The sequence below is a fragment of the Pseudoalteromonas sp. McH1-7 genome (genome assembly GCF_013366255.1).
In the GTDB taxonomy this organism is placed as follows: Bacteria; Pseudomonadota; Gammaproteobacteria; order Enterobacterales; family Alteromonadaceae; genus Pseudoalteromonas; species Pseudoalteromonas peptidolytica.
In genome coordinates, this window is sequence record NZ_JABWPQ010000040.1 from 1 (window position 1) to 22,813 (window position 22,813).

General features: G+C 42.7%; 20 protein-coding genes and 1 pseudogene. 17 read left to right on the top strand and 4 right to left on the bottom strand.

Annotated features, from left to right (window positions below; all coding sequences use genetic code 11):
* Positions 1-298: 298 nt before the first annotated feature.
* From imuA to HUZ36_RS20950, 3 genes are read left to right on the top strand one after another with little or no spacing between them, the layout of a single operon-like run.
* The gene (gene imuA / locus HUZ36_RS20940) at positions 299-985 is read left to right on the top strand and encodes a translesion DNA synthesis-associated protein ImuA (protein ID WP_176033888.1); all 687 of its coding nucleotides are present in this window, start codon (positions 299-301) and stop codon (positions 983-985) included.
* A 2-nt stretch (positions 986-987) separates the two neighbouring features.
* On the top strand, positions 988-2,385 hold the full coding sequence (locus HUZ36_RS20945; RefSeq protein ID WP_176033889.1) for a Y-family DNA polymerase: 1,398 nt from the start codon (positions 988-990) through the stop codon (positions 2,383-2,385).
* On the top strand, positions 2,385-5,462 hold the full coding sequence (locus tag HUZ36_RS20950; protein WP_176033890.1) for an error-prone DNA polymerase: 3,078 nt from the start codon (positions 2,385-2,387) through the stop codon (positions 5,460-5,462). Before HUZ36_RS20945 ends, HUZ36_RS20950 begins: the two co-directional genes overlap by 1 nt.
* A gap of 181 nt (positions 5,463-5,643) precedes the next feature.
* On the opposite strand, the gene HUZ36_RS20955 is transcribed toward HUZ36_RS20950, so the two are convergent.
* Positions 5,644-6,117: a hypothetical protein gene (locus tag HUZ36_RS20955; protein WP_176033891.1), complete on the bottom strand. Its 474-nt coding sequence runs from the start codon at positions 6,115-6,117 to the stop codon at positions 5,644-5,646.
* 92 nt (positions 6,118-6,209) lie between these two features.
* Between HUZ36_RS20955 and HUZ36_RS20960 the strand changes: the two genes are divergently transcribed.
* Positions 6,210-6,593, top strand: a complete 384-nt coding sequence (locus HUZ36_RS20960) for a response regulator (RefSeq protein WP_125254259.1) — start codon at positions 6,210-6,212, stop codon at positions 6,591-6,593.
* 18 nt (positions 6,594-6,611) lie between these two features.
* Here the strand turns inward: HUZ36_RS20960 and HUZ36_RS22005 are convergent.
* Both HUZ36_RS22005 and rpsT read right to left on the bottom strand, forming a co-directional pair.
* Positions 6,612-6,659 (bottom strand): annotated as a pseudogene (locus HUZ36_RS22005) (DUF3789 domain-containing protein); the annotation flags it as partial.
* Positions 6,660-6,687: 28 nt separating this feature from the next.
* Entirely contained in the window at positions 6,688-6,948 is a 261-nt protein-coding gene (gene rpsT, locus HUZ36_RS20965; protein WP_010370978.1) for a 30S ribosomal protein S20, read from the bottom strand.
* Between the two features lie 426 nt (positions 6,949-7,374).
* Between rpsT and murJ the strand changes: the two genes are divergently transcribed.
* From murJ to HUZ36_RS21030, 13 genes are all read left to right on the top strand, one after another.
* Entirely contained in the window at positions 7,375-8,937 is a 1,563-nt protein-coding gene (gene murJ / locus HUZ36_RS20970) for a murein biosynthesis integral membrane protein MurJ (protein ID WP_368659810.1), read from the top strand.
* A gap of 67 nt (positions 8,938-9,004) precedes the next feature.
* Positions 9,005-9,931 (top strand): bifunctional riboflavin kinase/FAD synthetase, encoded by a 927-nt coding sequence (ribF, locus tag HUZ36_RS20975; RefSeq protein WP_128731373.1) that lies wholly within the window; start codon positions 9,005-9,007, stop codon positions 9,929-9,931.
* 21 nt (positions 9,932-9,952) lie between these two features.
* Positions 9,953-12,781: an isoleucine--tRNA ligase gene (ileS, locus tag HUZ36_RS20980; RefSeq protein ID WP_128731374.1), complete on the top strand. Its 2,829-nt coding sequence runs from the start codon at positions 9,953-9,955 to the stop codon at positions 12,779-12,781.
* Positions 12,782-12,790: 9 nt separating this feature from the next.
* Positions 12,791-13,294 (top strand): signal peptidase II, encoded by a 504-nt coding sequence (gene lspA, locus HUZ36_RS20985; protein WP_125254256.1) that lies wholly within the window; start codon positions 12,791-12,793, stop codon positions 13,292-13,294.
* Entirely contained in the window at positions 13,291-13,731 is a 441-nt protein-coding gene (fkpB, locus tag HUZ36_RS20990; protein ID WP_176033892.1) for an FKBP-type peptidyl-prolyl cis-trans isomerase, read from the top strand. The genes lspA and fkpB overlap by 4 nt, the downstream gene beginning before the upstream one ends.
* Positions 13,731-14,660: a 4-hydroxy-3-methylbut-2-enyl diphosphate reductase gene (gene ispH, locus HUZ36_RS20995; RefSeq protein ID WP_128731376.1), complete on the top strand. Its 930-nt coding sequence runs from the start codon at positions 13,731-13,733 to the stop codon at positions 14,658-14,660. The genes fkpB and ispH overlap by 1 nt, the downstream gene beginning before the upstream one ends.
* Before the next feature lie 12 nt (positions 14,661-14,672).
* Positions 14,673-15,677, top strand: coding sequence for a sensor histidine kinase (locus tag HUZ36_RS21000; RefSeq protein ID WP_128731377.1), 1,005 nt, complete (start codon positions 14,673-14,675; stop codon positions 15,675-15,677).
* On the top strand, positions 15,674-16,360 hold the full coding sequence (locus HUZ36_RS21005; protein ID WP_176033893.1) for a LytR/AlgR family response regulator transcription factor: 687 nt from the start codon (positions 15,674-15,676) through the stop codon (positions 16,358-16,360). Before HUZ36_RS21000 ends, HUZ36_RS21005 begins: the two co-directional genes overlap by 4 nt.
* A gap of 102 nt (positions 16,361-16,462) precedes the next feature.
* Positions 16,463-17,017 carry a type IV pilus modification protein PilV gene (pilV, locus tag HUZ36_RS21010; RefSeq protein WP_128731379.1) on the top strand — a complete coding sequence of 185 codons (555 nt, stop codon included), beginning with the start codon at positions 16,463-16,465 and terminating at the stop codon, positions 17,015-17,017.
* Complete coding sequence (locus HUZ36_RS21015) at positions 17,014-18,021, top strand: PilW family protein (protein WP_176033894.1); 1,008 nt, start codon at positions 17,014-17,016, stop codon at positions 18,019-18,021. The genes pilV and HUZ36_RS21015 overlap by 4 nt, the downstream gene beginning before the upstream one ends.
* Entirely contained in the window at positions 18,009-18,470 is a 462-nt protein-coding gene (locus HUZ36_RS21020) for a pilus assembly protein PilX (RefSeq protein ID WP_128731381.1), read from the top strand. Before HUZ36_RS21015 ends, HUZ36_RS21020 begins: the two co-directional genes overlap by 13 nt.
* 19 nt (positions 18,471-18,489) lie before the next feature.
* Positions 18,490-21,615 (top strand): pilus assembly protein, encoded by a 3,126-nt coding sequence (locus HUZ36_RS21025; protein WP_176033895.1) that lies wholly within the window; start codon positions 18,490-18,492, stop codon positions 21,613-21,615.
* Entirely contained in the window at positions 21,602-22,039 is a 438-nt protein-coding gene (locus tag HUZ36_RS21030) for a type IV pilin protein (protein ID WP_176033896.1), read from the top strand. Before HUZ36_RS21025 ends, HUZ36_RS21030 begins: the two co-directional genes overlap by 14 nt.
* A gap of 29 nt (positions 22,040-22,068) precedes the next feature.
* Here HUZ36_RS21030 and HUZ36_RS21035 read toward each other — a convergent pair whose 3' ends face one another.
* Positions 22,069-22,575, bottom strand: coding sequence for a GspH/FimT family pseudopilin (locus tag HUZ36_RS21035; RefSeq protein WP_176033897.1), 507 nt, complete (start codon positions 22,573-22,575; stop codon positions 22,069-22,071).
* Positions 22,576-22,813: the final 238 nt, after the last annotated feature.

Sequence of the window (22,813 nt, forward strand, 5' to 3'; positions counted from 1 at the left end):
CTGACGCTAACTGCGTTAAAAATTTCTTATTTAGAACAACTAAATAGCAAAATTTTTGCCTGGTTATCGACAAGATTCTCTCGCCTTAAAATAGATCACTTAATTAAGCGAATTGGTATAAGTAGCAAACCTTTTGCTTCAACATAGTTCATGTTTCTAAACAAACTAACATAAGTTTTTGGCTGAACCCATATTCACTCCTATGCTTTTGAGCGAGGCCCTATCTCGATTTTTTATGATCTACTTGCGATCCTTACAGATTTAAATATACTGTATATATAAACAGTATTGGTGGGTTATGGCTAATTATCTAGAGCTTCTTGAGCATAAAAATTTGCTTTGGCGCGGACGTGGTCGAGTATGTAAGCCTGAAGCGGTAAGTACCGGGTTTACCTTGCTTGATAGTGCTTTGCAAGGAGGTTGGCCTAAGCATGGTGTGATAGATATTCAAACAGCTGTTGGTATAGGGGAGCTGCGTCTAATACTGCCTCATTTTACACAAGAAAAGCGCTTAAAGGTGTTAATTAATCCACCGGGTCGAGTGCAGGCTGCTGCAATTAATTACTTATCACTAGACTTAAGTGAGTTTGTAATATTGCAGCCAAAAAGCGATAGCGAAGCATTATGGGCTGCTGAGCAATGTTTAAAAAGTGGAGCATCGAGTGCTGTAGTACTTTGGCAGGATGCGCTTTCTATCGCTGTGGTGAAGCGTTTGCAGTTAGCTGCGCAATCTGGCGATAGTCGGTTATTTGTTTTACATCAAGGGCAATATATGAGTACCTTGCCTTTTTCCCTTTCTTTGGTACTAGAGGCAAAGCCCTGTGCCTTACAGGTGTCGATAAAAAAGCAAAGAGGGTCTTTTTCCCAGCATGCCATTAAGCTGCGTAATACAAACTACTGGCCGGAACTTGAAAAGCAAACCTTACCGAATATAGATGAGAGTATCACCATGCCTTGTGGATATGATCAGCGGTTAACGAGCTAATTATGTGGATATATCTTTATTTTCCAATGCTGCAGCTGGAGGGAATAAGTAAGCAAGCAACTACAACTGATTTTATCTCGCCTGTTGTTATCATTGATGGGCGCAAGAATCAGGTAGTGCAATTAAACTCTGTTGCAGAGCAAAAAGGCATAAAAATTGGCATGGGATTAGGTACGGTCTGCGCATTATGTATGCAGCTTCATGTTTTAGCATATGATAGCCAGCTAGAGCGTCAACAGTTGCTTGAAATTGCAGATGCACTGTACCAAGTTAGCGCTGATTTGGTGATAGAGTCACCTAATGGTATTGCGCTTAAAGTGGATGGCATGTTGTCTTTACACAAAGATTTGAGCTGCTATTGGCTCGTGATTACCGAGCAACTACGTCAATTAGAGGTCAGCTATCACTATGGTGTTGGCGCATCAATAACCATGGCTAAGCTATTAGCGCGGAGCCACAACGATACTTTGCAATTAACCGCCTCACAAACTCGTTATGCGTTGAGTAAAGTGACGTTGCAGCACACGACTCTTGCAGAAAAAGTGATAGATAAGCTGATGCGCACAGGCGTGAAAACGGTAGCGCAGCTGGAACAGTTTACGCTGTCTGAATTAGCAAAACGGTTTGATACTGAGCTGGTGCATTATGTTGGTTGCTTATTTGGTAAGCTAAGAGAAGCTCCCACTTTTTATCATCCTCCTGAGGTATTCGAACTAACAGCCCCTTTACTATATGAAGTGGAAGTGGTTGCGTGGCTAGATAAGCCAATAGGGTATCTATTATCACGTTTATCGATGTTTTTACAAAAACGCAGTCTAGTGACCAGAGCTGTCAACTTTACATTTGTGCTGAGAGACAAAAACGCTTTGGAGGTCACGTTACACAGTGCTGAGCCCGAATATCGAATATCATATTGGCGACGACTGCTAGATCTAAAACTGGAGTCTATTACGCTCGAGGCCCCAGTACAAAGCGTATCGTTAAAAGTCGATGAACTAGAAACACAACATGCTACGGTGCAGGATTTATTTTCAGCCCAACAAAGTGCGATATCCCAGCAGGGGTTATTATCTATCTTATGTACAAAACTTGGTGATCAAGCTGTGCAGCACCTAAAATTAACGGGAGATCCTCGCCCCGAGAAAGCCAGTACGTATAGTCGTACACCTGATATTAGCAATATTCAAACTCCACCAAGGCCGACTATTTTGTTGTCTGAGCCACGGCCTTTATGTGAAAAAGTCAGAGTCATCTCAGGCCCTGAGCGAATAGTATCCGGATGGTGGGATGGTGAGCCAGTTCAACGTGATTATTTTATTGTGCAAAACCAACAAGACCAGCATTTATGGGTATTTCGCGAGCAAAGTAATCAATGGTATATCCATGGGGTGTTTAGTTAATGTCGTATGCAGAGCTATTTTGCCAGAGTAATTTTTCGTTTTTAACCGGAGCTTCACGACCAGAAGAGCTGGTAAAACAAGCGGACTTTTTAGGTTACAGTGCTATTGCTATTACCGATGAGTGTTCATTAGCGGGTATTGTTCGTGCTCACGCCTATATACAAGAGCATAAGCTCAAGATAAAGCTTATTATAGGGAGCCTATTAAAATACCAGAACATTAAGTTTGTTGCGATTTGTCCAAATCAACTTGCTTATTCTGAACTATGTAGAGTGATTAGCAACGCTCGTAGACGCAGTGAAAAGGGTGCTTATCAACTGAGTGAATGGGATATTATGTCCCTTAAACATGTTTTACTATTGTGGCTACCACAAGGCAATATCCAAGATACTCAATCAGTACAGTGGCTTTGTAAATATCATCACGACAGAGTATGGATTGCTTATCAGCGCAAATTAGCTGTAGAAGACGACCGTTATTTTGCGCATTGTATCAAACTTGCAAAAGCCTATCATATACCTCTATGTGCAGTTGGTGGGGTATTAATGCACTGTCCATCCAGACTGGCGCTACAGCATACGCTCACCGCTATCCGCTTGAATCGTGTGATCAGTGATATTCCTGAGTTTATGATCAGCAATGCTGAGTTTGCGCTTAGGCCTATTCCCAAGCTCAAAAAGCTATATGCACTTAGCTTACTTGAAGAGAGTGAGCATATTGCTAGGCAATGTGATTTTAATTTATCCAATTTAGCGTATCAATATCCTCAAGAGCTTGTGCCTCAAGGGTTAACACCTATGGCTTACTTACGTTCACTGGTTGAAAAAGGTAAAAAAACTCGTTTTCCAGATGGTGTGCCGCCAGAAATTGCCGCGACAATAGAAAAAGAGTTGGCACTAATTGAAGCGCTAAACTATCCATTTTTCTTTATTACTATTCACGATATTGTGATGTATGCCAAGCAACATGACATCCTGTATCAAGGACGCGGATCAGCGGCAAATTCTGTCGTTTGTTATTGTTTGGAAATTACCGCAGTCGATCCTAGACAAGTGGGCGTGCTATTTGAACGTTTCATCAGTAAAGAGCGCAATGAGCCGCCGGATATTGATGTGGACTTTGAACATCAACGCCGCGAAGAAGTTATTCAGTATATTTACAATAAGTATGGCCGCAAACGGGCTGCGCTTGCTGCAACGGTGATCACATATCGTTTAAAAAGTGCAATGCGTGATGTCGGTAAGGCTCTAGGCATTGAGATGGCGCAAATAGAGTACTTTATTAAGCACTTGAATAGGCGTGATAAAGGGCTTAATTGGCAAGCGCAGTTGGTTGAGCTTGGTTTTGAACCAAGTTCGCTAAAGGGACAGCATTTTATTCAACTTGTAAATGAAATTATTGGTTTTCCAAGGCACTTATCACAGCATGTTGGCGGCTTTGTGATCTCACAAAGCCCGCTGCATGAGCTAGTTCCCACAGAAAATGCAGCCATGCCCGAGCGCACGATTATTCAATGGGATAAAGATGACTTAGAAACACTAAAGCTGCTTAAAGTGGATGTACTTGCGTTGGGAATGTTAAGCGCAATACGTAAGTGCTTTGGTTATATAGCTCAACATACAGATAAAAGCTTGGATTTAGCCCAATTAACGCGTATGCAAGACGACCCTTTGGTTTACAAGATGCTGCAAAAAGGCGATAGTATCGGGGTATTCCAAGTGGAGTCACGCGCTCAAATGAGTATGCTACCAAGGCTCAAGCCTGCTTGCTATTATGATTTGGTGATTCAAATTGCAATCGTACGGCCAGGACCTATTCAAGGTGATATGGTTCATCCATTTTTAAAGCGCCGAGAGGGAGAAGAGCAGGTAAGCTATCCATCTGAAGCGGTTAAATCGGTATTAGAGAGAACCATGGGGGTTCCCATCTTCCAAGAACAAGTGATAAAACTGGCTATGGTTGCAGCTGGATTCACGGGAGGAGAAGCAGATAGCCTACGCCGAGCCATGGCGTCATGGAAAAAAACCGGAGAGCTGATGCAGTTTAAAGAAAAGCTCATTCGAGGCATGTTGGAGCGGGGCTATGAAGCACAGTTTGCTGAGCGTATTTTTGAGCAGATCTGTGGCTTTGGTGAGTATGGTTTTCCTGAAAGCCACTCAGCCTCTTTTGCTGTGCTGGCTTATGCCTCTGCATGGTTGAAATACTATTACCCAGCCATGTTTTATACTGCGTTACTTAATAGCTTACCAATGGGGTTTTATTCGGCTTCACAGCTGTTGCAAGATGCCGCTAGACATAATGTGACTATTCTACCTATCTGTATAAACCACTCAGACTATCATCACCTAGTTGTGAAAGCAGATAACACAAACACTTTTGCTATTCGGTTAGGGCTCAGGCTAATAAAGGGCTTAAGTGAGGCTGAGGCGCAGCATATCACACAACAAAGACCTGACAGTGGGTTTCATCGGATCGCACAGTTACAACAAGTTGGTATTGCGAAAAGCACGATTGAAAAGTTGATTTCAGCAGATGCTTTACATCGCTTTGTTGATAGTCGTTATGCCGCGAGGTGGTCTTTGGCAGATCAAAGTAGGGCTTTGCCACTATTTGTTGAACTTGAAGAATCTGCACCCCAATATAATCACTTTCAAACCAGTGAGTTTGAGGAGCTTCGAGAAGATTACAATACCACTAAAGTTTCCCTACGAACCCATCCAGTTAAGCAACTTGAACAAGCTAAATTGATCAGTCGTACGGTGAAAGCAAATGAATTACTTTACCGCACACATAAGTCCTTAGTAACAGTGGTAGGTCTTGTCACTGGAAAGCAATCGCCAGGAACTGCAAAAGGAGTTACTTTTTTTACGTTGGAAGATGAAACGGGCAATATGAATGTAATTGTTTGGTCTGGCACAGCAAGAGCACAAAAACAGGCTTATATGGGAGCCCAACTACTAGAAGTAAAGGGCATACTGGAAAAAGAGGGGGAGGTTGTACATGTGATAGCAGGAAAGTTGATTGATAGAACTGAGTTACTAGAAGCGATGACTATTAAAGCACGCGCTTTTCGATAAGTATCTATTGTTTCAAAAATAAATGTTTTTTGGCTCCCCGCTGTTGGCGTTAGTTTTATTGAGATTACTGTTAATAATCAACTGCTGGTATTGCACCCATTTTTTGGAAGTGGCAATGAGCGTGGATGCAATTAATCTTATCGCTGAAAAGTTAAATGCCTCTTTTAAGGTATAATTATTGCTATCCTTTAATCAATTTGATGGTTGCAGCAATAAAACCTTCTTGTTTGATTATTTGGTACTTTTGGCACGTGTCTGGTTTTTTCAAATCGTGGCATAGGTATAGTGTATTACGCTCAAGCGCGGGCTGAGGGTGTAAATTTGAATCAAATAGCACAGGATCTATCCCTGGTAGCCCAGGCCAATAAACACTGCTTGCAACAAGACCTAATTTTTCATAAGTAATTAACTTTGGCTTTGGAAAAACAATAAATAAAGCGAGTAACACACCAAGTATTATCCACTTTGCTTTGCGTTTTGGTTTTTCCTCATTTAGGCTACTTTGTTGATTTTGAGGTGCTGCTGCTTGTTGCGCTTTCAGTGCAGCTACCTGCTGCGGTGAGGTGCGATGGTTTTGTACCTTGCGCTTTATTGGTTTTTTGGTGCTGGGCTGTACTTGGCCTAAAAGCGATTGTTTTTTTGATGTTTTTGCCATGCTTTAAGTAGCCTTTTAGTTGCAGGTCTCTATAATGCTTCTATGCTAAATATAATAGCCTATTTTTACATTACAGCCTACGGGAAAGGACTATGGATCAAAGTATCTCTATTTTAATTGTTGATGATGTAGGGACAGTTCGCAGTTTTTTACATCAAACCTTGATGCACTTAGGCATTGACCATGTGCGTGAAGCCTCAACAGCAACACAGTGCGTAAAGTCATGTGAAGAGCAGCACTTTGATATTGTCTTCTTGGATATTGAGTTACCAGACGGTGATGGTAAAGAGTTAATTGCGACGCTTAACGAGATTAACCCGAATGTCAATGTGGTTATGGTATCCGCCCACTCAACGGTAGACAATGTAAAAGATGCTATTGAACGTGGCGCAAAAGGGTTTGTTGTAAAGCCATTCTCACCTAAGAAAATCGCAGCTATGTTGAAGAAGTTTTACCCAGATCTAGAATTGGTGTAGTGGTTATACCAAATTCATTCATTGACATAAACACATGTGAATTACAGATATAAAAAAACCGACTAAGCGTCGGTTTTTTCAATCCAGCAACAAATTAAAGTGCTTTAATCTTAGCAACTAAACGACTCTTATGACGAGCAGCTTTGTTTTTGTGGATTAGACCTTTAGTTGCGTAACGGTCTAGGATAGGCGCAGCAACAGCAAATGCTTGAGTTGCAGCTTCTTTATCACCAGCTTCAATTGCAGCGATTACTTTTTTGAAGTATGTACGCATCATTGAACGACGACTTGCGTTGTGCTTACGACGCTTTTCGCTAGTGATAGCGCGTTTTTTTGCAGACTTGATGTTAGCCAAGGTTTGCTCCTAACAATCTTAAAATAAGCTTAATTTAAAGGCCGAGGAATATGCCTGTTTTAATCGCAAAAGTCAATATAAATTAACAAGCGCGGCCTAATGTTCAACACCCAAGACTTGACTTGGGCTATTCTCAATTCTTAACCTGCAAGCAAAAGGCATTGTAAGGTAATGCTTTTTGTCTAACACAGGCAAGTAAACCCGTAATATCCCAAGTTGCACAAAAAATGAAAAGCCGTAGCTTTGCATGGTGCCTTGAAAATCTCAGGTTCGAACCAGAGTAAACAGTTTATATTCCACTAACGTGCAATAGGCTTACTTAGGTTAATGGCGCGTATTGTAGCAAAGCTGACCGAGCGCGCCTAGTGCTAAATGCACAACGACTGTGGCATAATTTGCTGCTAATCGCTGAATTTAGGAGTTAAGGTGATAAAAGGGTTATTTAAATCAGGTATGATTGTCAGCGCGATGACAATGATTTCGCGTGTGCTCGGTCTGGTGCGCGATGCTGTAGTAGCAAATTTACTGGGCGCAGGGTTGGCCGCCGATGTCTTTTTATTCGCCAACCGTATTCCTAACTTTTTACGTAGATTATTTGCTGAAGGAGCCTTTGCTCAAGCATTTGTCCCTGTATTATCAGAAATCAAAGAAAAACATGGCGACGATAAAGTACGGTTATTCGTTGCACAAGCCGCTGGTACCTTGGGAACCGTCTTACTGTGTGTCACTATCTTAGGCGTAATAGGCTCTCCTGTCATTGCTGCATTATTTGGCACAAGCTGGTTTATAGATTGGATGCAAGAGGGAGCCGATGCTGAAAAATTTGTCCTTGCAAGTGCGTTATTAAAACTTACATTTCCTTATCTATTTTTTGTTTCTTTGGTTGCACTAAGTGGCGCAGTATTAAATGTGTATAACCGCTTTGCGGCCGCGGCGTTTACTCCAGTTTTACTTAATATTACCATTATCGCTTGCGCTATTTTCCTTCATGATAAATTTGAGCAAGGCGCGTATGCACTGGCTTTAGGTGTATTTATTGGTGGTATTGTACAGCTACTTTTTCAACTCCCATTTTTGCTAAAGCTTGGTGTCTTAAGCCGTCCGCGGTTTGCTTGGCAAAGTCCTGAGGTGACAAAAGTGAGGACGTTAATGATACCTGCATTATTTGGCGTGTCGGTGAGTCAAATTAACTTATTATTAGACACTATGATTGCCTCGTTTTTAGTTACAGGCTCTATTGCATGGCTGTACTATTCGGACAGACTGATTGAGTTCCCACTTGGGCTTTTCGGTGTTGGTATTGCTACCGTTATTTTACCGGCACTTTCTAAGCTGCATGCGGGTGACAAAGGCTCCGACTTTCAAAAAACTCTTGATTGGGGAGTGCGTTTTGTGATCTTTTTGGGGTTGCCTGCCATGCTTGGTTTAATGGTTATAAGCCCACTTATCATCTCGGTTTTATTTGGTCACGGTGAGTTCGTATCGCAAGATGCAGACAACATTAATAAAGTTAGCATGGGGGTCGCAGCATATTCAGTTGGCTTACTTAGCTTTATGTTAATTAAGGTTTTAGCTCCAGGCTTTTATGCAAGGCAGGACATCAAAACACCGGTTCGTATTGGGATTATCGCAATGGCGCTCAATATGGTATTTAATCTGATGTTGGCACCATTTATTGGTTACCTTGGCTTAGCTCTTGCGACTTCTTTATCTGCATCTTGCAACGCGTTTTTGTTATATCGACATTTATCTTGTCAAGGGGTGTATAAGGTAAGTGGGTTCTCATTAACTTTTGCGGCAAAATGCTTTGTATCGGCGGTGGCTATGGCTATCTCTGTATATAGTTTGGCAATACAATTTGATTGGCTAGCATGGGGACTCATAGATCAAATTTTATTACTTTGTGGTTTATTAACGGTCGCGATAGTGAGCTATTTCAGTCTACTATTTATGCTAGGGGTAAGATTCAACACAATCCGTGATGCTTGATTCGCATTTTTAAGCAACTTGGGTATAATCGAGCTCTTTGATATTTGCTGCACAAAGGCACGGCACTATGCAACTAATCCGAGGGATCCATAATATTCGACCACATCACTTTGGTTGTGTGTTGACGATTGGAAACTTTGATGGGGTTCACCTGGGACATGTAGAAGTTTTGAAAGGGCTGATTAGCGATGCAAAACACTACCAACTACCAAGCACTGTGATGTTATTTGAACCACAACCTTTGGAGTTTTTTGCAAAAGATAAAGCGCCGGCAAGATTAACTCGACTGCGTGACAAACTCGTTTTATTGCAAAAATTGGGAATAGAACGGGTGATATGTGTGAACTTTAATCATAAGTTTGCATCACAAGATGCCGAGCAATTTATTAGGGATGTGTTGATAGCTAAGCTCGGTACTCGTGCCTTGACTATTGGCGACGACTTTCGTTTTGGCCGTGAACGAGCCGGAGATTTTTCGATGCTAAAGCGGGTGGGTGAACCACTTGGTATGCACGTTAAGGATACGGCAAGCTTTCGTAAACAAAACTGCCGAGTGAGTAGTACCTTAATCCGTAGCGCACTGGCACAGGGAGACTTAAACCAAGCACATGAAATGCTGGGTCATACTTACGCTATCTCTGGTCGTGTTATCCATGGGTGGAAAAAGGGTAGAGAGCTTGGGTTTCGTACTGCAAATATCGCCTTGAAACGCCAGGTCAGTCCCGTATGTGGGGTATATGCGGTAATTGCAACGGTAAATCAAAAAACACATTATGGTGTAGCTAATGTGGGTACTAAACCAACGTTAAATGGCACTAAAGCCCTCTTAGAGGTGCATCTATTTAATTTTAATGAGACCATCTACGGTCAATTTATGAAGGTGGAGCTGATTGAAAAGCTTCGCGATGAGCAAAAATTCGAAACATTGTCGCAACTAACAGAGCAAATCAGCCGAGATGTTAGTCATGCAAAACAGTGTTTTTCTTTAACGTAGCCGATACGGAAAGTAGGATAAATGAGCGACTACAAACATACTTTAAATCTACCGGAAACTGAGTTTCCGATGCGTGGTAATTTGGCGCAACGCGAACCAAAGATGCTGAAAAAATGGTATGAAGAAGACTTATACGGTCAAATTCGCATTGCGAAAAAAGGTAAAAAGCCATTTATTTTGCATGACGGTCCTCCGTATGCAAATGGTAATATTCACCTAGGTCACTCAGTAAATAAAATCCTAAAAGATATTATTATTAAGTCAAAAACGCTTTCAGATTTTGACGCACCCTACGTGCCAGGTTGGGACTGTCATGGTCTACCCATTGAGCTACAAGTTGAAAAGAAAGTTGGCAAGCCAGGCAAAAAAGTATCAGTTGCTGAGTTTCGCGAAAAATGCCGTGACTATGCTAAAAAGCAAGTTGAAGGTCAAAAGGTAGACTTTAAGCGTCTTGGTGTTTTGGGTGACTGGGACAAACCATACTTAACCATGAATTTTGATTTTGAAGCCAATGCTATTCGTGTACTTGGTCGTATTATCAAAAATGGCCACCTACACAAAGGTGCAAAACCAGTTCATTGGTGTACAGACTGTGGCTCGGCACTTGCTGAAGCGGAAGTTGAATATCAAGATAAGCAATCTCCAGCTATCGACGTAAAATTTGTATTTGCAGACCAAGCAGCAATTGTCGACGTGTTTAGCTTGACCGATGGCCATGAGGGCAAAGGCGAAGTAAGTACTGCAATCTGGACTACAACACCTTGGACATTGCCTGCAAACCGCGCTGTAGCGGTACATGGTGCACTAGAATATGCGTTGGTACAAATCGAAGATGAAGGTCAAGAGCAGCGAATTGTACTTGGCTCTGAATTAGTCAAAGATGCAGTAGACCGTTTTGGCTTTAAGCACTTCCATGTATTAGGGTATGCAAAAGGCGCAGCACTTGAAAATCTTCGTGTTGTACACCCATTCTTGGACTTTGATGTTCCAGTGATTTTAGGTGAGCACGTAACAACAGATTCAGGTACTGGTATTGTTCATACGGCACCTGGTCACGGTCAAGAAGACTTTGTAGCAGGTCAGGCTTATGGCCTTGAAGTTGCAAACCCTGTTGGTGCAAATGGTGTTTATCTACCGGACACGCCAATTTTTGCAGGTCAGCACGTGTTTAAAGCGAATGACAGCATTATCGAACTGTTGAACGAAAAAGGTGTGCTGTTCCGCCATAAGGCACTGACGCATAGCTACCCGCATTGCTGGCGCCACAAGACTCCTATTATTTTCCGTGCGACGCCGCAGTGGTTTGTGAGTATGGATCAAGCGAACTTACGCACAGATTCACTGAATGAAATCAAAAAGACCGAATGGTTACCAGAGTGGGGTGAAAGCCGCATTGCAAACATGGTTGAAGGTCGCCCAGATTGGTGTATTTCTCGTCAACGTACTTGGGGTGTACCAATCGCGCTATTTGTTGACAAAGACACAGGTAGCCTGCACCCAGATACAGAAAGCTTAATTGAAGCCGTTGCCAAGTTAGTAGATGAGAAAGGTATTCAGGCTTGGTATGACCTTGAGCCGACAACTTTACTGAGCGATGCAGATGCGCAGCAATACGTTAAAGTACAAGATACACTCGATGTTTGGTTTGATTCTGGTGTAACACACGCTTGTGTAGTAGATGCCCGCGAGGAGTTAAGCGGTCCTGCTGATCTGTATCTAGAAGGTTCTGACCAACACCGTGGCTGGTTTATGTCATCAATGATGACTTCTGTTGCTATCAACGGTCATGCGCCATATAAGCAAGTGCTAACGCATGGCTTTACGGTAGACGAAAAAGGTCACAAGATGTCTAAGTCATTGGGCAATGTGATTTCACCGCAAGATATTATGAATAAACTGGGAGCAGATATTCTGCGCCTGTGGGTTGCGTCAACAGATTATACTGCTGAGATGACGGTATCTGACGAAATTTTTAAGCGCTCAGCGGATCGTTATCGCCGTATTCGTAATACAAGTCGTTATTTGCTTGCTAACCTAAGCGGTTTTGATCCAAAAACTGACTTAGTAGCGATAGAAGATATGGTTGAGCTAGACCGCTGGATTGTAGCGCGTGCAGCACAACTACAAACTGAGATCAAAGCAGCCTATGACAAGTATCAGATGTTGCAAGTTACACAAAAGCTTATGAACTTCTGTACTGGTGAGCTTGGCTCTTTCTATCTTGACGTAATTAAAGATCGTCAATACACCGCGAAAAGTGATAGCCACGCTCGTCGTTCTTGTCAGTCAGCGCTTTATCATATCGCTGAGGCGATGACACGTTGGATGGCGCCGATCATGAGCTTTACCGCACAAGAAATCTGGGAAGTTTTACCGGGTGAACGTGGAAAGTTCGTATTTACTGATACTTGGTATGATGCAATTGAAGGTGCAACAGAAGGGTCACTAAATAACGAATACTGGCAGAACTTACTGGCAGTACGTGACGAAGTGAACCGTGTACTTGAAAATGCGCGTAAAGAAGAAGTTATTGGTGCGACTTTACAAGCTGAAGTAACGCTGTACACGGGTGGTGATTTAGCTGAGCAATTAAATGCTATCGGTGATGAACTGCGCTTCGTACTATTGACTTCAAAAGCCGTGGTAGAGGTGGTGAATAGCCAGCCTGAACATGCTATCTCAACAGAAATAGATGGTTTGTTTATCAGCGTTACTGCAACAGAAGCTAAAAAGTGTGACCGTTGTTGGCATTATACTGATGATGTAGGTAGTGACTCACAATACCCTGATATTTGTGGTCGCTGTATCAGTAATGTTGAAGGTGATGGCGAGCAACGCCAATTTGCCTAGGAGTCAAATGTGACACAAACTACACAGAAAAGTGGTTTAGTGTGGTTGTGGCTTAGTCTACTGCTTTTTGCAGTAGACTACTTCACCAAAGCACTGGTAATGACCGAAATGGATCTCTATGAGTCCATCGATATCCTACCTATCTTCAATTTAACCTATATGCACAATTATGGGGCTGCATTTAGCTTTTTAAGTGATGCGGGTGGTTGGCAGCGCTATTTTTTAAGTGGTATTGCTATTGCCATTAGTACGTTATTAGTATTTTGGCTGCGCAAACTTCCGGCTTCGAATTGGCAGTTAGGTCTTGCATATTCACTCGTACTCGGAGGGGCAGTTGGCAATTTATTCGATCGGATCATCCACGGGTATGTGATCGACTTTTTGCACTTTTATTATCAGGATTGGCATTATCCGGCATTTAATGTTGCGGACATGGCAATTGTTGGTGGTGCAGCACTGCTTATTTTTGATGCCTTTACCAGTGGCGATAAACCACAGGAGAAACAATCGTGAATGAACAAGTGATTGGAGCAAAATCAGAGGTTTTGTTTCACTTCTCAATAAAGTTAGAAGATGGTTCAGCGGCCGACTCGACTAAGGTCCATAACAAACCAGCCAAGCTTTTTATGGGCGATGGCAGCTTAACTAAAAACTTCGAAAAATGCTTACTGGGACTAAAAGCAGGCGATGAAAAGTCGTTTGAGCTTGAGCCAGAAGATGCGTTTGGGCAACCAAACCCTGACAATATTTACTACGTTGATAGAAGTAAATTTGGTGCAGATACACCGGCTCAGGTTGGTAGTATTATTGCCTTTACTCAACCTGATGGTACTGATCTACCTGGGTTGATCCGAGAAGTTGCTGGTGATTCGGTAACGGTGGATTTCAACCACCCGCTTGCGGGTCAAAAAGTGACATTTGAAGTTGAAATCCTAGAGGTAAGCAATTAATGGAAATCTTGCTCGCAAACCCAAGAGGATTTTGTGCTGGCGTTGATAGAGCCATCAGTATTGTTGAGCGTGCGCTCGACATTTTTACTGCGCCCATCTACGTTCGTCATGAAGTTGTGCACAACAAGTATGTGGTGGATGGTTTAAAATCTCGTGGAGCCGTGTTTGTTGAAGAGCTGGATGAGGTACCCGATGACAGTATCGTCATTTTTAGTGCACACGGTGTTTCTCAGCAAGTCCGTAACGAAGCAAAGCGCAGAGAGCTGAAAGTGTTTGACGCTACTTGCCCGTTAGTGACCAAAGTGCATATGGAAGTAACTCGCGCTAGTCGAAGAGGCACTGAATGTGTGCTGATTGGACATCATGGTCACCCTGAAGTTGAGGGGACGATGGGGCAATATGACAACCCTAATGGTGGTATCTATCTTGTTGAGACACCCGAAGACGTAGCGGTGCTTGAAGTTAAAGATGCCAATAACGTGTTTTATTGTAGCCAAACGACACTCTCTGTCGATGATACAGCTGACGTTATAGACGCTCTGCGAGAGAAGTTCCCAAACATAAGTGGCCCGCGTAAAGATGACATTTGTTATGCGACCCAGAATCGTCAAGATGCGGTACGTGACTTGGCAGACAAAGTTGATTTACTTCTTGTTGTTGGTGCTAAAAACAGCTCAAACTCGAATCGCTTGAGAGAGTTGTCGGATAAAATGGGCACTAAATCTTTTTTGATTGACGACGCCTCTTCCATCGATGAGTCATGGTTATCAAATGTCGAAAAAGTTGGTGTGACAGCAGGAGCATCGGCACCTGAAGTATTAGTACAGCAAGTTATAACTCGGCTTCAGGAACTTGGCGGTAAAACCGTTGTTGAAAATCCAGGGCAAGAAGAAAATGTTGTCTTTGCAGTTCCTGTCGAGCTGAGATAGCAGGATAGGGCGATGACACCGAGAATTAGGTTGTTGTCAGCACTATTATCAGAGCGAGGCATACTGGCTTTACTAGTTGCCTCGCAGCTCTTTGCTTTTTTATACTCTTTGATCATTTCAGGACCATTTTGGCAGAGTTTGGGTCTTGTTAGCTTATTTATTCACTTCACGAGCTTTTTATCTCTCACTATCTTAGTAGTGATACGTCGCTTCGTAGAAACTCGCTCTGATCTTGTTGAAGCAGGCATACTTATCTTAGTGTTTGTGATGGCAACGGCGCTCACCAGTTGGTTCTTTCCTTACTTATTTACGCTACTTGGATGGATTGATGAAGCCAAAGTTGAGATCAACCTTTGGCGGAACATTGCAATGTGTTTGTGCATTATGACTATCTTTGCTCACTTTCTCGCAATTTTTACAGACAACATCCGCAAGGTAGAAGCATTATCTCGGGCTGAACTAGAAGCATTGCAGGCAAGGATCCGACCGCACTTTCTATATAATACGTTAAATACGGTTGCTGAGTTGATACATCTGGATCCGAGCAATGCAGAAAAATCAGCGCTAGCACTAGCTGATTTATCCCGTGCAGCGATGTCAACCCAAAGTGTTGTACGTTTAGACGATGAAATTCAAATGTGTAAAGCGTATCTGGATCTAGAACGCTGGCGGTTTGCTGAGCGCTTGAGGGATGACTGGATACTAGAAAATATCATAGGAGATGAGCGTATCCCTGCACTTATTTTGCAGCCGCTCGTAGAAAATGCAGTAAGCCATGCTGTTGAGCCAAACCCCATTGGTGCAGATATTAAAATTTCTATCCATCGAGCTGGGCGCATATTGACGATAGTGATTGCCAACTCCTACAATCCAACATTACAACCTACTCACCAAGGTCATGGTATTGGTCTGAGTAATATCCAGCGTCGTTTGGCGCTATATTATGAACCGTCTGTTGATTTTGAGGTTAATGCCAGTGAAGACAGCTTTACCGTTTCTATTTGTATACCGTTATGAATACGTTAATACCTTACCTCATTGTGGATGATGAACCACTCGCAAGAGCTCGTATTAGACGATTGATGGACAAACAGTTGCGATTTGTCTGTGTGGGTGAAGCGAATAACTCAGCAAGTGCTAGACAAGTACTTGATGAAACGGCGGTCACACTTATTTTTTTAGATATTTCTATGCCAGGAGAGTCCGGTCTGACGTTTGCCACTGAACTTAGACAGCGGTTTCCTCGGATAAAAATTGTTTTTTTAACAGCACACCCAGAATATGCACTTGAGGCATTTGATTTGCATGCTAATGGCTATTTGGTGAAACCGCTGCGCGAAGATAAGTTGATGGCTTTATTGATGACTATTTTCCCAGAAGTAGAAACGATTAGCTATCATGTCGGAAATGAGCTTCGTCATGTGCAATTAGCCGATGTGCTTGTGGCACAAGCAGATGATAAATATACTCGTATTACGTTAAAGTCAGGGACAGATGCACTTGTCGATATATCACTCAAAGCATTGATGGATAAATTCCCCACACACTTTGTACAAATCCACCGAAGCACGCTTGTCAATCGTAATGATATCGCTGTATTGGAGTCGCAGGGACACAAGCACTTTGTTGGTTTAAAGTCGTTATCTGCACGATACGAAGTGAGTCGAAGAGCTTATTCCCAATTAAAAGCGCTACTGTAATAAACCGTTCATCGGCTAAATAAACCTTTCAGACCATTTCACGTTGAGTTTCAGATCCTCCTGTTTACACTGAACCTAGGATAATAATATTCTGGTTCCACTATGAGGATAAAATACAGGCAGCAAGGCTTCACTCTGTTAGAAGTGCTCATTGCCTTTATGATTCTGAGCTTTGGGTTATTAGGCGCGGTGGCGCTGCAAGCAAAAGCAAAACAAGCAAGCTTTGACTCAATGCAAAGAGCGGCGGCAGTTGAGTTGGCCAGTGACATTATGCACCGTATTCGTAGTAACGATGCAACGAATATCGCTACTTTATACAATGTTGATTTTAATAGTACTGAGGCGGTACAAGACACAACGGCATGTTATAACAACTTTTGTAATGCCGCAGCCATTGCACAGACGGATATTGCGAATTGGCGTCGAGCGATTAGAGCGCGAGAAAACACAGGCGCATTGGATAATGCAGTTGTATGTATTAATCCAACGACAGGGGCGGACGCCTCGGGGATCAATGTACAGGTTATCGTAACATGGCGCGGTCGCCAAGCGATGACAGCGCTAGAGAATAACCCCGCAGGTGATTGTGGTGTGGCTGACGATAGGCGCAGGGCGGTTGTAATGCAGACATTTGTACTCATTAGGAGTGAGCCGTGAGAAAAATACTTGGCTTTACTTTGCTAGAAATCATGATAGCTATGTTTATTGGTGCCATGCTTTTAGGTGGCGTTATTGCCACCTATGTTGGAATGAAAGCCACGACAAGCGATACCATGCAAATCGGAGAGCTTCAGGAAAAAGGGCGTTTAGCGTTGTCAATTATGCGTCGTGATATTGAACAAGTTGGTTTTTGGGGCACGTTTTACGACAAAGGGTTTACACTGGATAACCAAAGTGCGCCAGCAAACCCTGGTAATGACTGTTCTGGTGGGATTAACAATGGCAGTTTTCCGAACAACCAACCAGCTAACTTTAGACCAATTTGGGCCACATTTACGACTAATGCTACAGCGCTCGGCTGTGTCACATCTGCAAGACCGCAATCAGAAGTACTACAAGTAAAATTTCTGGAAGGAAACCCGGTCACAACAGTAGGGCTTGTCCCTGACATGGCGGCGATCCGAGACACAAGGTATTACTTTATTGCTCAGCAAGAGCAAGCTGAATTTATTGCTGGGGGTAATATCGCTAATATGCCAAGTGTCAACGCGACGTTATGGCCATACAGTCACCACGTTTATTATGTCAGTGAAGAACAGCAAGTGATCAATAATCGCACCCTTACCATTCCGGTGTTAAGGCGACAACGTTTGCTCGTCAATGGCGGAATGAGTGATGAGTTGGTCATTGAGGGGGTTGAACAAATCCGCTTTGTTTTCGGACTCGATACTGACTATGACGGTCGCGTTGATAGGTATCGACACACAGCCAATATGTCTGAAACCGATTGGGAAGGCACCCGCGGTATTTTGTCGTTACAGCTTTTTGTATTGGTTAGGGTATTGCAACCAGATCCTGACTTTGGCGTACAGGCACGAACATACACTTTAGGAAATGACCCAAATAGACGTGAGCTGACCTACACCGACGCTATTCGTCGCACCGTATTCTCAACCACTATTTCAATGTACAACATGGGAGGCTCATCGTGGGAAATGTAAGACAGCGAGGAGTAGTTTTGATCATGGCCATGGTAATGGTTGTGGCTGTGATGGCGATAGCGGTGACACTGATGAGCACCAGTACACTGGATATTAAAATGACACATGCGGTGATGGAGCGAGAAGAAGCTGAAAGCCTGTTATTTGGTGAAATGCAGCGTCTGATCAGGCAAGAACAAAGGGCGGCAGACAACGTCTTTTTACGTTCACGGCAGCAGCTCGCTGATGATGGTGCAACAGTACAGACTCCTGGCGGTCTTCAAGCTACGGTGACGAATTTAAATAATGGTGAGCTGGAACTATTTTGCCCACGCCAATTTGATTATACCGCAGGCTTTGTTTGCAACATGACAGAGGTAGAGGCCACGGTGGAGTATGGTGATAAGGGTCGTCACAATGTCACAATTGTGATGGGAATCGGCCAAGAAATTGTCAGTGTTTCTAACTAGTATTTCTCGAGTACAGACTATGAATAAGCTCTTTTATGTTATTACCGTTATAGCAATAGTGCTACAGACTGCAAAAGCGGAAGATATAGAACTTTATGTTAAACACAATGTATCAACTCGGGAGCAGCCGAGAGTTTTGATGCTTTTTGATACCTCAGGTAGTATGGCTTGGGATTCACAAAATGGTAAAACCTGCTATGAACGTTACTCTTACAGGTATAGAGGACGCTGGCGGTATGGCTATCGAGAGGCCGAGTGCTTTAACGGTAGTAATTGCTACCAAGCTAACCGATATAACCAAGCTGTTCAAGGTTGTGCCGATAGCCGTTTAAAGGTTGCTAAAGACGCCATGCGTAACTTAGTAACTAAGAATGATGACATTCAATTTGGCTTATCTCGTCTGTATTCATCAAGTGGTGGATATATTTTAAATGGCATTGGCAGCAGCCAGTCTGATATTGTAGATAAAATAAACGCCTTGCCAGCATCGGGGTCAACTCCGCTATCAGAAACGCTGTGGGAGCTTTATAACTACTTAAAAGGCGGAGATGTATATTGGGGAGAGAATGGTGGCTATGACCGAGATAGAAGTATTGAAAGTGGTGGTGATTACATTTCTGCATTTAAGCGTCAGCCCGGTGCAGAAGAGCGCTGTGATACATCTGTAAATTTGATCTTGATGACAGATGGCGATCCAACTAGTGATACCGACTCGAATAATAGCATAGTCAATGAGTATTATTCTGTGTATGGCGCATATCCGGATTATTTTGATGTAAATGCAGGCTCTGGCGTTACCAGAAACTACTTACCAGCATTAGCAAAAGCCATGCGTGGTACTTCGCAGGTAAAGGTTGACTTATATCCGACTACCCCAGATGAACATGATTTTGCACGTGTATTTACCATTGGATTTGGTAATGGGATGTCAGAGCTAGGTAAGGATTTACTTGCTGAAACCGCAGAGCAGGGCGGTGGACAATACCTTCATGCTAATAGCGCAAATGAGTTATCAGACGTACTAAAAACTACCATCACCAACATTCGTAACATTAGCGCTAGCTTCAGCTCGCCAACCGTTTCTGCTAATGCAGAAGATCAAACGCAAACTGGTGATGCGCTTTATTATACTTTGTTCAAGCCTGAAACTCATACACGCTGGCGTGGTAACTTAAAAAAGCTAAAGTTCGAGAATAAGAAGATAATTGGCCAAGAGAAAACGTCAGCAATTGACAGCAAAGGAGCCATTTCAACTAACGTTACAACCTACTGGTCTGAACCAGGCTCAAAAGATGGTAACAATATAGAAAAAGGCGGAGTAAATTACGCGCTTCAAAATCAGATCAGCAGAAAGGTACTATCTGATTTTGGTGGCAGTGCACTGGTTAGTTTTACCTATACTAATGGTAAAAATACCTACGGAGATCATGCTAGTTTAGCTTCAGCTATGGAGATGAGTGGGGCAAGTGAGGGCCAATTACAAGAAGTTTTTGATTGGGCGATGGGTCAAGATGTTGACGATGATGATGGCGACAGTAACCGCTCAGAAAGAAGAGCGGATATTTTCGCCGATCCACTTCACTCAAAGCCTGCTACGGTTGACTATGGTAATGGAGACGTCCGTATTCTCGTCGGTACGAATGCTGGTATGCTGCATATGTTTAAAGACAGTGGTAATAGTGTTAGTGAGAGCTGGGCGTTTATTCCTGGAGAGCTGCTGCCAGTCTTAAACTCAGTTAAGACACAAAAACCAGAAACAAAAATTTATGGGGTCGATGGTCCAATTACGACTTATTTTCATGACCTAAATAAGAACCACAAAGTAGATAATGGTGATAAAGTCTGGGCGTTTGTTGGTTTGCGACGCGGCGGGAATGAGTATTATGGCTTTGATATTACCGACCCTGATTCGCCTAAATTATTGTGGGGTGGGCCTATTTCTGGTGACAAGACCAAGTTTAATCACCTAGGGCAAACGTGGTCGAAGCCGGTTGTTTCTTTTATTGAAAAACAAAAAGAAAGGCCTGTATTAATATTCGCCGCGGGTTATAACACGAATAAAGATAATGTCTCGAGATCAGAAGATAAAGACAATAAGGGCGTAGGGCTTTACATGGTTGATATTATGTCTAGCAATGCTGATATTGTTTGGTCACTAACAGGTGATGCTTTTAAAGGAAAGCATAGTATCGTAGCGGAGCCAACACTGACTGACTCTGATTATGATGGCTTTGTTGACAGAATATATTTGGCCGACACCGCAGGTAGTATTTGGAGAATTGATATTCCTGGTCCAAATCCCAATGATAGCGACGAGCCTTGGACACACTTTGAGCTTGCCCGTTTAGGCAGCTCCGCAGCTGATCAAGATAGGCGTTTTTTCTATCGCCCGACTGTGGCAAGGACATTCTATAGCCAAGTCACAAAGACAGTGAACAGAGACAATGTTAATGATACTCGAATCGATAGGAAAGACACGCCATTTGACGCTATTGTCATTGGTAGTGGCAACCGTTCCAAACCAACAGATTCAAGTGTGACTGACTATTTATTTATGATCCGAGATATACACACCAAAACACAGTCGTTCGTTAATGATATTCCCGAACCCATTGTGGTTGAAGAGTTAATGGAAATGAAAAACGACCCATTTGGTAATGCTGTTAGCGATCTAAATACATTTATCAACCTAGAGGTAGAGCTTAGTAAATTTAAAGGTTGGAAATATCAGCTATCCGGCGGCGAAAAGTCCTTAGCTGCGACAACAGTTATTGGTGGAGTTGCATATTATACTTCCTTTACGCCAGCTGATCAGACAACACAACAGTGCACATTGACAGGTGGTAAAGGACAGCTTTATATGTTTCATCTTCATTATGGAACAGGTAAAACCTATATTACATCACAAGACTTACCTGATACACCGACCATGATCGTGAGAGAAAACGTGGTTTATATCCCAGGTCCTGGTATTGAAGCCGGTCCTGATGCAAGTACGCCATTTGCGCCACCAAGTATTCCGAGTGAGCCGGTTCCTGTCGTCGGAGAAAATGGTTTAATCGAAATTTTTAAAAGTAAAAGTACAGGAATAAGAACTAGGCAGCTTTACATCTATAAACGGGAAGAAAGTGATGAGAAAAATTAACGGGCTACCTCATAATCGTCGGGGCTTTACGTTAATCGAAGTCATGATAGTGGTGGTAATAATTGGCATCATGTCAGCTATAGCGTACCCTAATTATACTGACTACGTCAGACGAGGTGCACGTGCTGAGGCGATGGCTGTGTTGCTCGATGCAGCAAATAAGCAAGAACAGTTTTTTGTTGATAATCGTCGCTACTCCAATGATTTAGGTGCAATAGGAGTACCTCGGGAAACAGGTAATGGTTACTTTGTTATTACCTTACAAAATGTCACTGTAGATACGTTCAGGGTTGTTGCAACTGCAACTGCGGGCCCAGTAAGAGGAGACCAAGAATGTCCAGCACTAACAATTGACGAGCTTGGTGTGCGTGGCGTAGCTGGCGTAGTAGGGCAAGCCCAAATTGATCGTTGTTGGGAGCGATAAGCACACATCATGAGGGAGATGTCACTCCCTCATTGATTACACTTCTCAGTATCTTTAAGTGTACTACGTCCAGTGTAACTAACTGATAGTGCAAGTCCTGATGTATTGCTACTATTGCAGTAAATAAACGTACCATTATATAACCCTGCAAGGTGGCCAAAACGGCGAAATACCACAGCATGGCGAGGATAAACTAATGTATCTCCACGCGTTGTTGAGTCAAATACACTTAACTTAACGTCTTTACCTGTAAAAATACCTACAGGGTAATAGTCTACAAATATCGTAATAGACTTATGCCAATCACGTTTGTCGCAACGGTCTTTGTTTAAGGGGCAAAGTGTGACAGTCGCATCATTAGCAACAGCTTTAATACGAGCAAAGTTAATTGCACGCCTTAATGCCTCTAACTTAAATTCAGCATTGTTAGCGCGTAACGACGAACTAAGAAATGGTAGCGTCAACGCGCTAACAATAAGAATAATGGTGATGCAAACTAAGCTTTCTAAAAGTGAGAAACCAAATTGACGACGCATATCCTTTGCCTCGAAATGATCATATAAAGGAGCGTAGCGTCACTATGGCTAAAAACAAGGAAAGTGAAAAGCTTTCAAGTTAACTGACATGATGTCTAAACAGAAAATAGGCTGCCTGGTTACGTTAGTTGATTAACTCACTGTTTATTCCGAAATCAGGTTAATTAACCCGAGATCGGTTTAAGCCATCAGTTCATCAATAGAAATTGATGGCTTTTTTTCTTTGTGGCTGTATGCA

Coding starts and splice junctions, on each gene's coding strand:
- HUZ36_RS20955 (WP_176033891.1), bottom strand. CDS start 6,117: ATGGCAAAAACATCAAAAAAACAATCGCTTTTAGGCCAAGTACAGCCC.
- HUZ36_RS20945 (WP_176033889.1), top strand. CDS start 988: ATGTGGATATATCTTTATTTTCCAATGCTGCAGCTGGAGGGAATAAGT.
- ribF (WP_128731373.1), top strand. CDS start 9,005: ATGCAACTAATCCGAGGGATCCATAATATTCGACCACATCACTTTGGT.
- HUZ36_RS21025 (WP_176033895.1), top strand. CDS start 18,490: ATGAATAAGCTCTTTTATGTTATTACCGTTATAGCAATAGTGCTACAG.
- HUZ36_RS21035 (WP_176033897.1), bottom strand. CDS start 22,575: ATGCGTCGTCAATTTGGTTTCTCACTTTTAGAAAGCTTAGTTTGCATC.
- ispH (WP_128731376.1), top strand. CDS start 13,731: ATGGAAATCTTGCTCGCAAACCCAAGAGGATTTTGTGCTGGCGTTGAT.
- HUZ36_RS20960 (WP_125254259.1), top strand. CDS start 6,210: ATGGATCAAAGTATCTCTATTTTAATTGTTGATGATGTAGGGACAGTT.
- HUZ36_RS21005 (WP_176033893.1), top strand. CDS start 15,674: ATGAATACGTTAATACCTTACCTCATTGTGGATGATGAACCACTCGCA.
- HUZ36_RS21030 (WP_176033896.1), top strand. CDS start 21,602: ATGAGAAAAATTAACGGGCTACCTCATAATCGTCGGGGCTTTACGTTA.
- ileS (WP_128731374.1), top strand. CDS start 9,953: ATGAGCGACTACAAACATACTTTAAATCTACCGGAAACTGAGTTTCCG.
- pilV (WP_128731379.1), top strand. CDS start 16,463: ATGAGGATAAAATACAGGCAGCAAGGCTTCACTCTGTTAGAAGTGCTC.
- HUZ36_RS20950 (WP_176033890.1), top strand. CDS start 2,385: ATGTCGTATGCAGAGCTATTTTGCCAGAGTAATTTTTCGTTTTTAACC.
- HUZ36_RS21000 (WP_128731377.1), top strand. CDS start 14,673: ATGACACCGAGAATTAGGTTGTTGTCAGCACTATTATCAGAGCGAGGC.
- imuA (WP_176033888.1), top strand. CDS start 299: ATGGCTAATTATCTAGAGCTTCTTGAGCATAAAAATTTGCTTTGGCGC.